This window comes from Polynucleobacter sp. MWH-Braz-FAM2G (genome assembly GCF_018687635.1).
Classification (GTDB): Bacteria; Pseudomonadota; Gammaproteobacteria; order Burkholderiales; family Burkholderiaceae; genus Polynucleobacter.
The window spans coordinates 1949315-1963333 of record NZ_CP061300.1; the positions used below are offsets into that span (position 1 = coordinate 1949315).

Sequence of the window (14019 nt, forward strand, 5' to 3'; positions counted from 1 at the left end):
TGCTCATAGCAAAATAACGATAGAGGGGTTTGACGATGCAAGCAAAGTGGGGTATCAGAGGGATGGCGGTAGCGCCGCACTCCCTCGCATCCGAATCAGCATTAGCGGTTCTTAGGGAAGGTGGCAATGCATTGGAGGCAATGGTGGCTGCTGCCGCAACCATTGCAGTTGTCTACCCTCATATGAACTCTATTGGAGGAGACTCATTTTGGGTGATTCATTCTCCAGGCAAAGCAATGGGGGGTATAGATGCCTGTGGAGCTGCTGCTGGATTAGCGACTAAACAGTGGTATGCAGAGCGAGGTATCACTAAAGCAATTCCCTTTCGAGGGGCTGTTGCAGCAAATACTGTGGCGGGCACCATCTCAGGCTGGGGCGCTGCTCATCAGCTTTCTAAACAAGGCTTAGGTGGAAAGATTCCGTTGGCACGTTTATTAGCTGATGCAATTCATTACGCAGAAGCTGGCGTTCCAGTCACCTTCAGCCAATCCAGTCTGACGGCAAAAAAGCGTGAGGAACTAAATCCTATTCCTGGCTTTGCAAAAACTTTCTTGGTTAACGGCAAAGCACCTGAGGTAGGTAGCATTTTTAAGCAAGAGCGACTTGCGAAAACCTTACGTCAAGTTGCACGTAAAGGTACCGATGATTATTACCGTGGTGAGCTTGCAGAATTATTGGCTAAAGAATTGACCGAAATTGGTAGCCCCCTTCGCCTTGACGACTTGCGACGTCATCATGCCAAACTCATAGACCCTTTGGAACTTAAACATAGCTTAGGCAATGTTTACAACATGATTCCACCAACACAGGGTGTTGTGTCTCTCATGATCATTGGCATCTTGGATCAATTGAACTTAAAACGCTTCAAAGTCGACAGCGCTGAATATGTCCATCATTGCGTAGAGGCAACTAAGCAGGCATTTAAGATCCGCGATCAATTTGTGACTGATCCCGCTTATATGACTAAAAATGCGCAATCTTTTCTGTCTCCAGCGTTCTTGAAAAAGCTGGCTAAGAATATTGATCCCAATAAAGCACTCCCTTGGGGCCAAGGGAAAGGTCCGGCAGACACTATTTGGATGGGGGTAATTGACGGTAATGGCAATTGCGTATCGTTCATTCAGAGTATTTATCACGAGTTCGGCGCCGGCATTGTGCTACCCAAGTCAGGCGTGAATTGGCAAAACCGAGGATGTAGTTTTTCTTTAGATCCAAAAACTCTTAATCATCTTGAGCCCTACAGAAAACCATTTCATACGCTGAATCCAGCGATGGCTTTATTTAAGGATGGCCGTTCGATGGTTTATGGAACGATGGGTGGAGATGGTCAACCACAAACTCAGTGCGCAGTATTTACGCGGACTGCAACTTATGGTCTGGATCCACAAGATGCGATTAGCCGCCCCCGCTGGTTACTTGGACGAACCTGGGGACAAACAAGTGATAGCTTAAAACTGGAGTCACGCTTTAGTCCTTGGGTAGCAAAAGAACTGCATGCGCTAGGTCATGAGATTGAAATGCTGGATGCTTTTGATGAGACTGTAGGGCATGCGGGTTGCATTATTCGAGATCCTTCAGGAACCTTGCGAGGCGGATGGGACCCTCGAAGCGATGGTGCAGTTAGCGCGTTTTAGTAATAAACATTTTGGGTACGCGCAAATTCCAATGAATTGCTGCTGCGCGTAACCCAAATGTTCCGAGCATGCATATTACTGATCCCTCAACTACAAACTGAGGCATGAAATTTAATATCAATACATATGCACAACATCCCAATGTCACTGGAATTGCATAAAGCTCGTGTGACATGAGCAATGTTTTTCTACCTGCCAACACATCGCGCAATAAGCCACCACCAATCGCAGTAATCACCCCCAAAATAACTGGCGCAACTGGCAAACCAAAATCTAGATTCGAAGCCTTATCCGCACCCTGTATTGCAAAGAGTGCCGCACCAAAACCATCGATATATAGCATCCAGCGATAAATCTGAGGCTGAGTAAAAAAAGATTCGGCAAAGAAAGTAATAACACTGGCAACGATAGCAAGCCAAACATAGATTTGGCTTTCAGACCAGAACACAGGTACTTCTAAAATAATATCGCGTATAGTTCCGCCACCAATCGCAGTAATCAAACCAAGCACCAATACCCCGAAGAGATCGACACCGCGATCTGCAATGGCCAAGACTCCCGTCACCGCAAAGGCCATGGTAGCGATAATTCCAATCCAGTAGCTGATATCTTGCATATGAATGAGTCTATAAAGTGCTTGGCTTAAATTCGAATCTAATTAACTAACCTCAATATACTATTAAAGAAATAAATTCATATAAGGTATTGATATGACCCCTAAGCTTTATAGCTTCTGGCGTAGCTCTGCCGCATTTCGAGTGCGTATCGCCCTCAATCTTAAAGGCTTGGATTATGAAGTAATCCCTGTTCACCTTAGCAAAAATGGCGGCGAACAATTGAGTGAGGTTTACAGCAATAAAAACCCCAATCACCTAGTACCCCTATTTGAAAATGGGGAACAAAGTATTCACCAATCATTGGCAATTATTGAGTACCTTGAAGAGATTCAAGCAGAACCGGCGCTTTTACCGACGCTGGCCATTGATAGAGCTTGGGTTCGCTCAGTAGCTATGGATATTAGTAGCGATATTCATCCGCTTAATAATTTAAGGGTACTTCGGTATCTCGTTAAAAAACTTGGCGCAAGCAATGAAGCTAAAGATGAGTGGTATCAGCACTGGATCAAAATAGGTCTTGAAAGCTTGGAGAAGCAATTAAGCAGTGACCCCAGAAAAGGTAAATTCGCCTACGGCAACCAACCAAGTTTGATTGAAATCTGTTTAGTACCCCAAATATTTAATGCCCTAAGTGCCAAGGTAGACGTAAGTCCATTTCCCACCATCATGCAAATTTATGATGAATGTATGAAGTTAACTGCTTTTATCGATGCATCTTGGGAAAAACAAATTGATGCTGAAGGATTAAATCCGACTGCCCCACCACAAAAATAATGAGATTGTCAGCAAGGAGCACACGGTAGTAATCAATACCACACGAGAAATAACACTACCATCTGCCTTGTAATACTGAGCCAACATAAAAGGTCCAGTGCCTGTCGGAAGAGCGCTCAAAATAACCGCCGCACTAACCCATAAATCAGATAAGCCCAATATAGGACTGGCTATTACCCAAGCAATTAAAGGTTGCAAAATTAACTTTGCCAAACTAATGCCCCATGCCTGAGTTGGTGCAGTTGTACTTTTTTGTATCAGAAACAAACCAATTGAAACAAGGGCACACGGTGTTGATGCAGCAGCTAAGAATGTAATGACCTGCGCAATCGGATCATACAAAGTCAAGCCACTAGAGGCCCACACCAAACCAGCAATCGGAGCTATTAATAATGGATTGGTGCAGAGAGATTTAATAACACTCCACACAATCTCATGAAACTTCTTGTGTGACAAGACACCAATTTCGATGAGCACTGTCGCCAAAGCAAACATTACAAAGACGATGAAGGTAGAAATAATCGCCGGCGCCAAACCATCTTGACCAAGAGCAAGTACGCACAACGGAATGCCCATATACCCAGTATTTGAGTAAGACGCACTGAGACCATCAAAACTTGCTGCTGCTAAATCTCGATTGCGCATCCAACTCATGAGCAACACCAAAAGAAAAACAATTAAACAGCTTAGAAAAAATGCAGCAATGAAATCTAGTTGCCAAAGTGTTTGCCAACCACTACTAGCAGCAAAACTAAAGAGTTGTGCCGGCAATGCTAGCCAAACAACAAATCGATTCAACTCAACCGAAGCATTTATACCCAACTTGCCAGAACGCCCTCCAATATACCCAATCAAAATGAGTAAAAAAACGGGCAAAACTACATTAAATACGTAGAGCAAAATTAATGGATGGGTTAAGAAATTTTCTTGAGCGTCTTGACATAACGCTGTGCATTTTGAACATAACGCTCAGCAATATCGTGAATGCCTTTTATTTGCTCGGACGTTAACTGTTTAACCGCCTTGGCAGGACTTCCTAAAATCATGGAGCCCTCTGGAAATTCTTTTCCCTCGGTCACCAGCGCACCTGCGCCCACCAAACAATTTTTACCGATCTTGGCTCCATTCAAAATGACAGCGCCAATACCAATCAAACTGCCATCGCCAATCCGACATCCATGAAGCATCACTTGATGCCCAACGGTTACACCCCTACCAATCATAAGTGGATATCCAGGATCGGTATGCAAAACAGATGCATCTTGTACATTACTGCCCGCCCCAATTTGAATGAGATCGTTATCGCCACGGATAACTACTTTAGGCCAGATACTGGCATCTTGATGAAGTTCTACTTTGCCGATAACTTCCGCACTTTCAGCAACCCAAGCGCCCTCAGATAATTGAGGGACATTTCCGTCTAGTTCAAATATAGCCATGACTCATTATAGGTATGAATCAGGCTATAGATGAACGACCATGTATTAGAGAAAATTACCAGTTTGGCTCACGATCAGGTGTTGAAGAAATACGATGCACACTTAAATCAGCGCCTTCAAATTCTTCTTCCTGGGACATGCGAATACCCAAAACTGCTTTAAGCGCGCCATATACTACAAACCCGCCGATCAATGCAATGCCAACTCCCAACGCACTCCCAATCAGTTGGCCAGTAAAGGTGATACCGCCAATCCCACCAAAAGCTTTTGTTCCGAAAATACCAGCGGCTAGTCCACCCCATAAACCGCACAATCCATGTAGTGGCCAAACTCCAAGAACATCATCCAGCTTCCAGCGGTTTTGTACCAAGGTAAACATATAGACAAACAAGCCACCCGCAACCAAACCAACAAATAAAGCGCCCAAAGGATGCATTAAGTCAGAGCCAGCACAAACGGCTACAAGTCCAGCGAGCGGACCGTTATAGGTAAATCCAGGATCGTTACGACCTACCACCCAAGCAGCCAAGGTTCCACCAACCATCGCCATTAGGGAATTCATCGCAACCAAGCCGCTAATTTTGTCAATTGTTTGCGCGCTCATCACGTTAAAGCCAAACCAACCTACCGCCAAAATCCATGCACCTAAGGCCAAGAATGGAATGCTCGATGGTGGATGAGCAGAGATTTGACCCTCTTTTGTATAGCGTCCGCGACGAGCCCCTAAAAGAATCACTGCTGGTAAAGCAATCCACCCACCGACCGCATGAACCACCACCGACCCAGCAAAGTCATGAAACTCTTCACCCGTCAAACCTTTAATCCAAGCCTGAATACCATAGTGCTGATTCCAAGCAATACCCTCAAAAAATGGATAAACAAAGCCAACCAATACAAACGTAGCTACTAACTGAGGATTAAATTTAGCCCGCTCGGCAATGCCACCCGAAATGATTGCAGGGATAGCTGCTGCAAAAGTCAGCAAGAAGAAAAACTTGACCAACTCATAGCCATTCTTTTCTGCCAGCAACTCTGCGCCAGAGAAAAAGTTCACTCCATAAGCAATGCTGTAGCCAATAAAGAAATAGGCGATTGTTGATACTGCAAAGTCCACCAAAATTTTGACTAAAGCATTCACTTGGTTTTTCTTGCGCACTGTTCCTAACTCTAAGAACGCAAACCCAGCATGCATGGCAAGAACCATAATTGCACCGAGCAATATAAATAGCGCATCACTACCTGACTTCAAAGTTTCCATGAATTTCCCCCCTTATTTTTTGCATCATTATGGGGAATTTAAAAACCTAAAAGAGTGCAAATTGCACCTATTTAGTGCACCAATTGGTCATTTATTTGGTTTATTATCATTTCTACACATACTTAAGGGAGAACCCATGAAGAAATTCCTCGTTGCCATGGCTGTAATTGGCGCATTTTCAGGTGTTGCACAAGCCGAAGAAAAAGTTCAAGTGCTTAGTACTCAAGAGCTCGTAAATGTTTGTAAATTGCCAGCAAGTCCAGAATCCCGAAGTTTCTGCATTGGCTACACTACGAGCGTTTATGACACTTATTTAGTGACACGTCATCCACAACGTGCCAAGCCATTCATTTGTGTAAAACAACCTGCACCACAACGCGATACAGTGATTGCAGATTTTGTTAAGTGGGCTGGAGAAAATCCTCAAACTGCTGATAAACCTGCCGCAGGTGTTGTTATGGGCTATTTAGCTTCTCGTTTCCCTTGTGGCAAAAAATAAGCAACAACACTAACCCAATTCAAAATATTTAAGGATTAGATGATATGAAAAAAATTATCGCCATTACAGCTGCTGCTGTAGCAATTACAGGCTGCTCTGGTATGAGCAATACTGAGCAACGCACTCTTTCAGGAGCATCCATTGGAGCGGTTGTTGGTGGTGTAGGTACAGCCATTTTCCACGGCAATCCAATTTGGGGTGTAGTGGGTGGTGCAGCTGTGGGTGCCGCATCAGGTTATGCATATGACGCATACAAGAAAAATGAAGGTGCCAACTATAACGCTGGTTATAACGCTGGTAAAAATAATCAGCCTAATAGGGCTCCTAACTAAGCTTTATTAATCAGCCCTTTTGGGCTAGATTTAAGCATCACTAAACCCAGCTTGTTTTAATTTACAAGCTGGGTTTTTATTTGGATTTGACCTGCTAGTGCTTTGTGAATCGGGCACTTGTTTGCTATCTCCAACAAACGGTCTTTTTCTTCCGAACTGAGATTTCCTAGCAACTGAATATCTCGAGCAAACATCTCAATATCATTTGCGCGTTCGATATCGACTGTAACAATCGCATTTTCCAACTCCATGCCTTTGCGACCAGCATACATCTTCAAAGTCATTGATGTGCAGGCTGCTAATGCTGCCCCAAGATATTCATGCGGACTAGGTCCAGTTCCAGAACCGCCCTTAGATACTTCTGCGTCAGACAAAAAGTGAAGATCGCCAGTTGTCAATTTCTGCTGTAATGGCCCTTCACCAAATTGCGAAATTACTTTTCTCATAGAGAACCTAAAAAATAAATGAAATGATTGAATTACAGGCTCAAATTAACCAGCATGTGGCTTGCTAGTCTTTTCTACTACCGGGAGTTGCGCTTTCTTCCAAGCACTAAACCCACCCTCTAAATGACAAATATTAGGTACACCCATTCTTTGCAAAGTTTGAGTGGCCAATGATGAACGCCAAGCAGACGCGCAATACAAAATCAGTCGCTTGCCTTCGCCAAAAATAGGCTTGAAATATGGGCTATCAGGATCCACCCAGAACTCCAACATCCCTCTGGGCGCATGGAAGGCATTCGGAATCATACCGTCTCGCTCCAACTCTCGTAGATCACGAATATCTACAAATACCGAATGGGGATCATCTAAAAAATGCTGCGCTCTATCTAAGGGCACTGTCTCAATCTCAGACATGGCACTCTGAATTAACTCCTGATGACCAATCTTTAATTTCATCAAAATCTCCTAAACTCACAATGCTTTACTCACTTCAAGCACCTGCTACCATTCTGCTATGAACTTTACTCCAACAGAACTTGGCGCAAGCATTATCTTTGCAATTGCCGTCTTACATACCTTTTGCACGGGTTATTTTGAATCGCTTGCTAAAAAATCTGTACGCCATGCGGGACTTTGGCATCTTTTGGGTGAGGTCGAGATTGTTTTTGGTTTTTGGGCGGCCATCCTAGTTATCTTCATCTCCATATATGATGACCTCAACACAGCAAAAACCTTTTTAAATCATCGCAATTTCACTGAACCTCTTTTTGTCTTTGCGATCATGATTGTGGCTGGCACAAAGCCCATTCTATATTTCGCAACGAAAATTTTGCATGTCTTAGCCAATGTATTGCAGGGTATATTTCGAATCAGAAGTGCGCCAGCTTTATATTTTCTAACTTTAGCGATTACTCCGCTATTAGGTTCTGTGATTACTGAACCAGCGGCGATGACTTTAGCGGCATTTTTATTGCGTGATTTAGTCTATCGCCATCAATGTACTAAAGCGCTTCTATTTGGCACGCTTGGCGTGCTGTTTGTAAACATATCAATTGGCGGGACGCTGACTAACTTTGCGGCGCCACCCGTTTTGATGGTGGCTTCTACTTGGGAGTGGAGTTCGGCATTTATGTTTGCTAACTTTGGCATTGAATCCTGTATTGCCATTTTCATCAATGCTGCTACTGCCACACTTCTATTTCATCGTCAGCTAATTGAATCGGATAACAACAAGAAAGAAGCGAAAGTTCCACTAGCTGTCATTCTGATGCACTTATTATTCTTATGTGGGGTCGTAGTATTTGCACATGACCCAATTATTTTTATGTGGATTTTGCTTTTCTTTATTGGCTACACAACAGCCTACCCGAAGCATCAAACGCCACTGATTTTGAAAGAGGCACTTCTAGTAGGCTTTTTCTTGGGTGGTCTTGTGGTGCTTGGTGCACTACAAGGATGGTGGCTACAACCAGTATTAGAGATGATGAGCCCTACGGCGGTCTTTTATGGCAGTCTCGTTCTAACTGCTTTTACAGACAATGCCGCCCTAACCTATCTGGGCTCCTTGGTAACTGGAACCTCTCCAGAATTTAAACTCGCACTAGTGGGTGGAGCAGTGGCAGGCGGAGGTTTAACAGTGATTGCCAATGCGCCCAATCCCGCTGGAATTGCCATCCTACGCAATCATTTCCCCAATGGCGCAGTTTCAGCCGTCTTTTTATTATTAGGTGCCATACCACCCACCATAGTAGCTATCTTGGCTTATCGACTCATCTAGGGCAACCAAATACTTAGGCGGTAAAATCTGAGCTTCGCCCCCAGCTATAAACCTGAGAACGGCATATGAAAAAGCTCTATATCAAAACCTTTGGCTGCCAAATGAACGAGTATGACTCGGGCAAGATGGCAGACCTTCTGCATGCCGATGAAGGCATGGTCATGACTGATCGACCAGAAGACGCCGATGTGGTTCTTCTCAACACTTGCTCGATTAGAGAGAAAGCAGAAGATAAAGTTTTCTCTGATTTAGGTCGCCTACGTGAACTAAAAAAAACGAAGCCCAACTTATTAATCGGAGTTGGTGGATGTGTAGCCAGCCAAGAAGGTCAGCAAATAGTTAGTCGTGCGCCTTATGTTGATGTTGTCTTTGGTCCACAAACATTACACCGCCTTTCCGATCTAATCACACAACGTCGCAATACCGGCATCCCTCAAGTAGATATCTCCTTCCCAGAGATTGAAAAATTTGATCACCTACCAGCATCACGGCAAACCCGTGGCTCAGCTTATGTATCCATCATGGAGGGTTGCTCTAAATATTGCAGCTATTGTGTAGTTCCCTATACCCGTGGCGAAGAAGTATCGAGACCTTTTGATGATGTGCTGACAGAAGTGGCGGGGCTCGCTAGCAAAGGCGTTAAAGAAATTGTCTTGCTGGGCCAAAATGTGAACGCCTATCTTGGCAAGATGGGTGATACAGAAGAAATCGCCGACTTTGCTCTTTTGATTGAATACATTGCTGATATTCCTGGAGTGGAACGCATTCGCTTTACCACCAGCCACCCCAAAGAATTTACACAACGCCTAATTGATGTCTACGCCAAGGTGCCAAAGCTAGTAAGTCATCTGCATTTGCCCGTGCAACATGGATCCGATGCCATGCTCTCTGCAATGAAGCGCGGTTATACGGCATTGGAATTTAAGAGCATCATTCGAAAAATGCGTGCCGTTCGCCCTGACCTCACTCTCTCTAGCGATTTCATTGTGGGATTTCCGGGTGAGACAGAGGCTGATTTTGAGAAGTTACTCAAGATGGTGAAAGAGCTTAATTTTGATAATAGCTTTTGCTTTATCTTTAGTCCACGCCCTGGCACTCCGGCAGCCAATTTAAATGATGACACGCCATATGAAGTTAAGCTTAAACGCCTGCAAACTCTATTAGCTTTAGTTGAGGATCAAGCCAACCAGATTAGCCAAAAAATGTTGGGCAATACTGAGAGAGTATTAATTGAAGGGCTTGCCAAGGATGGCATCAATTTACAGGGACGCGCTGAAAATAATCGCGTCATTCATTTCACTCCCCCAACGCAAGACATCGACGGTCTCATTGGTCAAATGGTGGATATTCGCATTACTGAGGTCCTCAACTACACTTTGAGAGGCGAACTGGTAGAGGCGCATGTCAACTAAGAACATACCAGCTTCGCCGAAACTAGCAATTGATTTTCAATATGCTAGTCCTGCAATTGAATCTACCCTTAACAAAATTGCCTCTGCTACTTTAATAAAAAAATGGGTAAAGAGCGCTATACCAACTAGCGGCTTAATTACTCTACGATTTGTAAATACCGCCGAAGGCAAAAAATTAAACTTTGCTTTTCGAAAAAAAGACTACGCAACCAATGTGCTCACCTTTCCTTATGAGCTTTCTAAAAAAACTGTGGTCGCAGATATCGTCTTTTGCCTGCCAGTTCTACAAAAAGAGGCAAAAGCTCAAGGTAAGCTTTTAAATTCACATTTAGCGCACTTAATTATTCATGGATGTCTGCATGCACAAGGCTATGATCATGAGTCAGCACGAGATGCCAAAAAGATGGAGGCTCTAGAAATCCAAATTCTTCAAAAATTGGGCTTTGCCAACCCGTATTCCTGATTTGCAATATTTCTGCGCTATTCTTGCTATATGCCTGACCCCAACAAATCCCTTTTAGACCGTTTGGCTGATTTTTTAACTCCACAGCCAATCGAACCCAGTGAACGCCGTCGAGAGCTCATTAATACCCTGCGTGAAGCGCAAGCCGAGGGATTGATTGATGCAGATGCCCTCTCTATGATCGAGGGAGTTTTTCAGGTGGGTCAACTTTGCGCCCGTGACATTCTTGTTCCCCGTGCGCAAATTGACTGGATTGATATCAATAAACCACTACCTGAAATTATCAAAAGCGTAATTGAAGCCGCACATTCTCGCTTTCCTGTGTTTGAAGGAAGTAGGGACAATGTCATTGGAATTTTGCTAGCTAAAGACCTATTGCGTCACGCAACTGAAAATGACTTCCAAGTGCGGGACTGGTTACGTCCAGCAGTATTTATTCCGGAGTCTAAAAGACTGAGCGTCTTGTTACGCGACTTCAAAGACAATCGAAATCATTTAGCGATTGTGGTTGACGAATACAGTGGCGTAGCTGGAATCATCACCATTGAAGATGTGCTTGAGCAAATTGTTGGTGATATTGAAGATGAACATGACATTGATGAAGAAGCTGATAATCTGATTGCCCTAGATAACGGCGACATTCGGGTTAAAGGCATCACTGAGCTTGAGCAATTTAATAAAGCCCTTGGCACTCATTTTGAAGTTGAGGATATCGAGACAGTGGCAGGCCTAGTAATTCAACATCTAGGTCGCGTCCCCAAAATGGGCGAACTCGTCCAAATTGACAATATTGAATTTGAAGTACAACGTGCTGACCCAAGACAAATTCATATTCTGTTAGCACGACAAATAAATAAGAAATCAGACTGAGACTTAGATTGTTAGATCAACACTCTTATCAACAGCATATTAGCGTCAAAATCTTTTCAGTATTTCTGCTGTTTGCGTTGGGCGCAGTTTTGGCCGCGAGTGCTGAATTAACATATGGCGGTTGGATTCAGATCCCCATTCTCAGCATTCTTTGGTGGCGCCTTGACTCACCTGTAGCCAATACACTTAAGAAACAATTCGGACTCGGCCTCTTATTCGGCATTGGTTATTTTGTTGTAGGTCTTTGGTGGATCTATATTAGCCTTCATGATGTTGGCGGTATAAACGCACTACTGGCTTGCATTGGCGTACTTTTGCTCTCAGCCTATGTTGCACTTTATTTTTCTTTAGCTACGCTTGCCATTTCAGCATTTAGCAAGAACCGGCTAACGGGTCTATTTTTGGCGGCAAGCTGGGTTCTTGCGGAATTTTTGCGCGGCTATATCTTTACTGGCTTCCCTTGGATGGGCTTTGCTGAGACACAGTTCAATGGCCCATTTGCTCCTATAGCACCTTTCTTTGGTGGTCTTGCCTGCACTTTTTTGGTTATATGGACATCCTGGGAAATCTATCAACTTCGCAAACATATAACTTCGAGCCTACTGCTAATTACATCTGCATTAGCTATCTCGCTATTCGCAAGCTCATTTAGCTTTACTAAGCCTACTGGGGAGCCAATTAGCGTAAGACTTATTCAAGGAAACTTTGAACAAAGTCTCAAATTTAATCCCCAAGCAATTGGGCAACAAATAGATTTTTATACCCGGGAAATCACAAAAGAAGCTGCCAATCTCATCATCATTCCCGAGACCGCCTTTCCATGGCCACAACCAAATTTACCGTTTGGCCTTTTGCAATATTTACAAACTTTTTCCAATAGTAGCGGCAGCAATATTTTGCTTGGTTTAATCGGGGAGGTGCCAAAAGAAAACGGGGTGCAGTATTCCAATCGTGCGACTGGACTTTCCCCCAATCAGCCTCCTTATCAATACGATAAATCACACCTTGTTCCTTTTGGAGAATTTATTCCTCCTGGATTTCAATGGTTTGTTAAAGCCTTTCATGTACCAATGAGTGACTTTGCTAGGGGCGATTTGAAACAAGCACCGCTCACCATTGTTCGCAAAGGTCAAGACGACCTTCATGCAGCCATTACGATTTGTTATGAGGATGTCTTTGGCGGCGAGCTAGCTTATCGCATACAAAATAGTGATAAGCCTGTTAATTTATTAATTAATATGACCAATCTTGCATGGTTTGGAGACTCCCAAGCGCCCACCCAGCAACTCAGACTTTCACAATTACGCTCGCTGGAAACCGGTCTTCCCGCCTTACGCGCTACCAACACGGGCATAACGGCGGTTTTAGGTCCTGATGGCAAATTACTGCAATCGCTCCCAGAATTTACCCAAACTACCTTGAGTGCCAACGTACAAGCTTATGCTGGAAAGACGCCCTATGTTATTTGGGGCAATTTACCAATTTTGGTTCTTTCGTGCCTGCTACTGCTCTGGGGTCTGATTCGTCATAGACGTTTTTGAGCATTTTTAACTCTTGAGTACCATAGCCATGTAAAATCAATGGCTTAGCTAGGTTAATCATGCTTACTTTTCAGCAAATCATTCTCAAACTACAAGATTATTGGGACCAACAAGGTTGCGCCCTATTACAACCCATCGACCTTGAGGTAGGAGCAGGCACATCCCATACCGCAACTTTCCTTCGGGCTATTGGTCCTGAACCCTGGAAGGCGGCTTATGTTCAGCCATCCCGCAGACCAAAAGATGGTCGTTATGGCGAGAACCCAAATCGTCTACAGCACTACTACCAATACCAGGTAGTTTTAAAACCAGCCCCTGACAATATTCTCGATCTATATTTGGGGTCTCTTGCCGCATTGGGCTTGGACCTCAAAGAAAATGACGTCCGCTTTGTAGAAGATGACTGGGAGAATCCGACTTTAGGAGCTTGGGGTTTAGGTTGGGAGGTCTGGCTCAACGGCATGGAAGTAACCCAATTTACCTATTTCCAACAAGTCGGTGGCTTAGATTGCAAGCCTGTTCTTGGCGAAATCACATACGGTATTGAACGTTTAGCAATGTATATACAGAACTGCTCAAACGTCTATGACTTAGTTTGGGCTGATGGCATCTCATATGGTGATGTGTATCACCAAAATGAGGTTGAGCAATCTTGCTATAACTTTGAGCACTCAAATACTGATCTGCTATTTGTTAATTTCACTAACTATGAAAGTGAAGCGAAGCGTTTAATGGAAGTTCCACTAGCGCTGCCTGCATATGAAATGGTTCTCAAGGCAGCGCATACATTTAATTTGCTCGATGCTCGCGGCGCCATCTCAGTTACTGAACGTGCAGCCTATATCGGACGCATTCGCAATCTTTCTCGGGCCGTTGCTCAAGCCTACTTTGAGTCTAGAGAAAAACTAGGCTTTCCTATGTGTCAACGTCAAGCTAAAGCACAGGCTTAAGCGTATC

16 protein-coding genes are annotated in these 14019 nt (G+C 44.0%); 10 read left to right on the top strand and 6 right to left on the bottom strand.

What is annotated here, in order from left to right; translation table 11 throughout:
• Positions 1–35 precede the first annotated feature (35 nt).
• The gene (locus FD973_RS09845; protein ID WP_215323353.1) at positions 36–1634 is read left to right on the top strand and encodes a gamma-glutamyltransferase family protein; all 1599 of its coding nucleotides are present in this window, start codon (positions 36–38) and stop codon (positions 1632–1634) included.
• On the opposite strand, the gene FD973_RS09850 is transcribed toward FD973_RS09845, so the two are convergent.
• Positions 1621–2250 carry a trimeric intracellular cation channel family protein gene (locus FD973_RS09850; protein WP_215323355.1) on the bottom strand — a complete coding sequence of 210 codons (630 nt, stop codon included), beginning with the start codon at positions 2248–2250 and terminating at the stop codon, positions 1621–1623. The two genes, FD973_RS09845 and FD973_RS09850, sit on opposite strands and share 14 nt — an antisense overlap.
• A gap of 94 nt (positions 2251–2344) precedes the next feature.
• Between FD973_RS09850 and maiA the strand changes: the two genes are divergently transcribed.
• Complete coding sequence (gene maiA, locus FD973_RS09855) at positions 2345–3025, top strand: maleylacetoacetate isomerase (protein ID WP_215323356.1); 681 nt, start codon at positions 2345–2347, stop codon at positions 3023–3025.
• Here maiA and FD973_RS09860 read toward each other — a convergent pair.
• Genes FD973_RS09860 through FD973_RS09870 form a run of 3 tightly spaced genes read right to left on the bottom strand, consistent with a single transcriptional unit; the run spans position 2996 to position 5722 of the window.
• The gene (locus FD973_RS09860) at positions 2996–3901 is read right to left on the bottom strand and encodes an AEC family transporter (protein ID WP_215323357.1); all 906 of its coding nucleotides are present in this window, start codon (positions 3899–3901) and stop codon (positions 2996–2998) included. The genes maiA and FD973_RS09860 overlap by 30 nt on opposite strands.
• A gap of 38 nt (positions 3902–3939) precedes the next feature.
• A complete protein-coding gene (locus tag FD973_RS09865) occupies positions 3940–4464 on the bottom strand; it encodes a gamma carbonic anhydrase family protein (RefSeq protein ID WP_215323358.1) in 525 nt (174 codons plus the stop codon).
• Between the two features lie 55 nt (positions 4465–4519).
• Positions 4520–5722 (bottom strand): ammonium transporter, encoded by a 1203-nt coding sequence (locus tag FD973_RS09870; protein ID WP_215323359.1) that lies wholly within the window; start codon positions 5720–5722, stop codon positions 4520–4522.
• A 136-nt stretch (positions 5723–5858) separates the two neighbouring features.
• Here FD973_RS09870 and FD973_RS09875 point away from each other — a divergent pair, with 136 nt between their 5' ends.
• A complete protein-coding gene (locus FD973_RS09875; RefSeq protein WP_215323360.1) occupies positions 5859–6221 on the top strand; it encodes a Rap1a/Tai family immunity protein in 363 nt (120 codons plus the stop codon).
• A gap of 44 nt (positions 6222–6265) precedes the next feature.
• A complete protein-coding gene (locus tag FD973_RS09880) occupies positions 6266–6553 on the top strand; it encodes a glycine zipper domain-containing protein (RefSeq protein WP_215323361.1) in 288 nt (95 codons plus the stop codon).
• Positions 6554–6609: 56 nt separating this feature from the next.
• Here FD973_RS09880 and FD973_RS09885 read toward each other — a convergent pair whose 3' ends face one another.
• Both FD973_RS09885 and FD973_RS09890 read right to left on the bottom strand, forming a co-directional pair.
• Positions 6610–6999 carry an OsmC family protein gene (locus tag FD973_RS09885; RefSeq protein ID WP_215323366.1) on the bottom strand — a complete coding sequence of 130 codons (390 nt, stop codon included), beginning with the start codon at positions 6997–6999 and terminating at the stop codon, positions 6610–6612.
• A 45-nt stretch (positions 7000–7044) separates the two neighbouring features.
• Positions 7045–7455, bottom strand: a complete 411-nt coding sequence (locus tag FD973_RS09890) for a rhodanese-like domain-containing protein (protein ID WP_215323368.1) — start codon at positions 7453–7455, stop codon at positions 7045–7047.
• A gap of 58 nt (positions 7456–7513) precedes the next feature.
• Between FD973_RS09890 and FD973_RS09895 the strand changes: the two genes are divergently transcribed.
• From FD973_RS09895 to glyQ, 6 genes are all read left to right on the top strand, one after another.
• The gene (locus FD973_RS09895) at positions 7514–8776 is read left to right on the top strand and encodes a putative Na+/H+ antiporter (RefSeq protein WP_215323370.1); all 1263 of its coding nucleotides are present in this window, start codon (positions 7514–7516) and stop codon (positions 8774–8776) included.
• Positions 8777–8841: 65 nt separating this feature from the next.
• Positions 8842–10188: a tRNA (N6-isopentenyl adenosine(37)-C2)-methylthiotransferase MiaB gene (miaB, locus tag FD973_RS09900; protein WP_215323371.1), complete on the top strand. Its 1347-nt coding sequence runs from the start codon at positions 8842–8844 to the stop codon at positions 10186–10188.
• Complete coding sequence (gene ybeY, locus FD973_RS09905) at positions 10178–10651, top strand: rRNA maturation RNase YbeY (RefSeq protein ID WP_215323375.1); 474 nt, start codon at positions 10178–10180, stop codon at positions 10649–10651. Before miaB ends, ybeY begins: the two co-directional genes overlap by 11 nt.
• 30 nt (positions 10652–10681) lie before the next feature.
• Entirely contained in the window at positions 10682–11521 is an 840-nt protein-coding gene (locus FD973_RS09910; RefSeq protein ID WP_215323381.1) for an HlyC/CorC family transporter, read from the top strand.
• 8 nt (positions 11522–11529) lie between these two features.
• Positions 11530–13062 (top strand): apolipoprotein N-acyltransferase, encoded by a 1533-nt coding sequence (gene lnt / locus FD973_RS09915; protein WP_251368770.1) that lies wholly within the window; start codon positions 11530–11532, stop codon positions 13060–13062.
• A gap of 59 nt (positions 13063–13121) precedes the next feature.
• Entirely contained in the window at positions 13122–14012 is an 891-nt protein-coding gene (glyQ, locus tag FD973_RS09920) for a glycine--tRNA ligase subunit alpha (RefSeq protein WP_215323382.1), read from the top strand.
• Positions 14013–14019 lie beyond the last annotated feature (7 nt).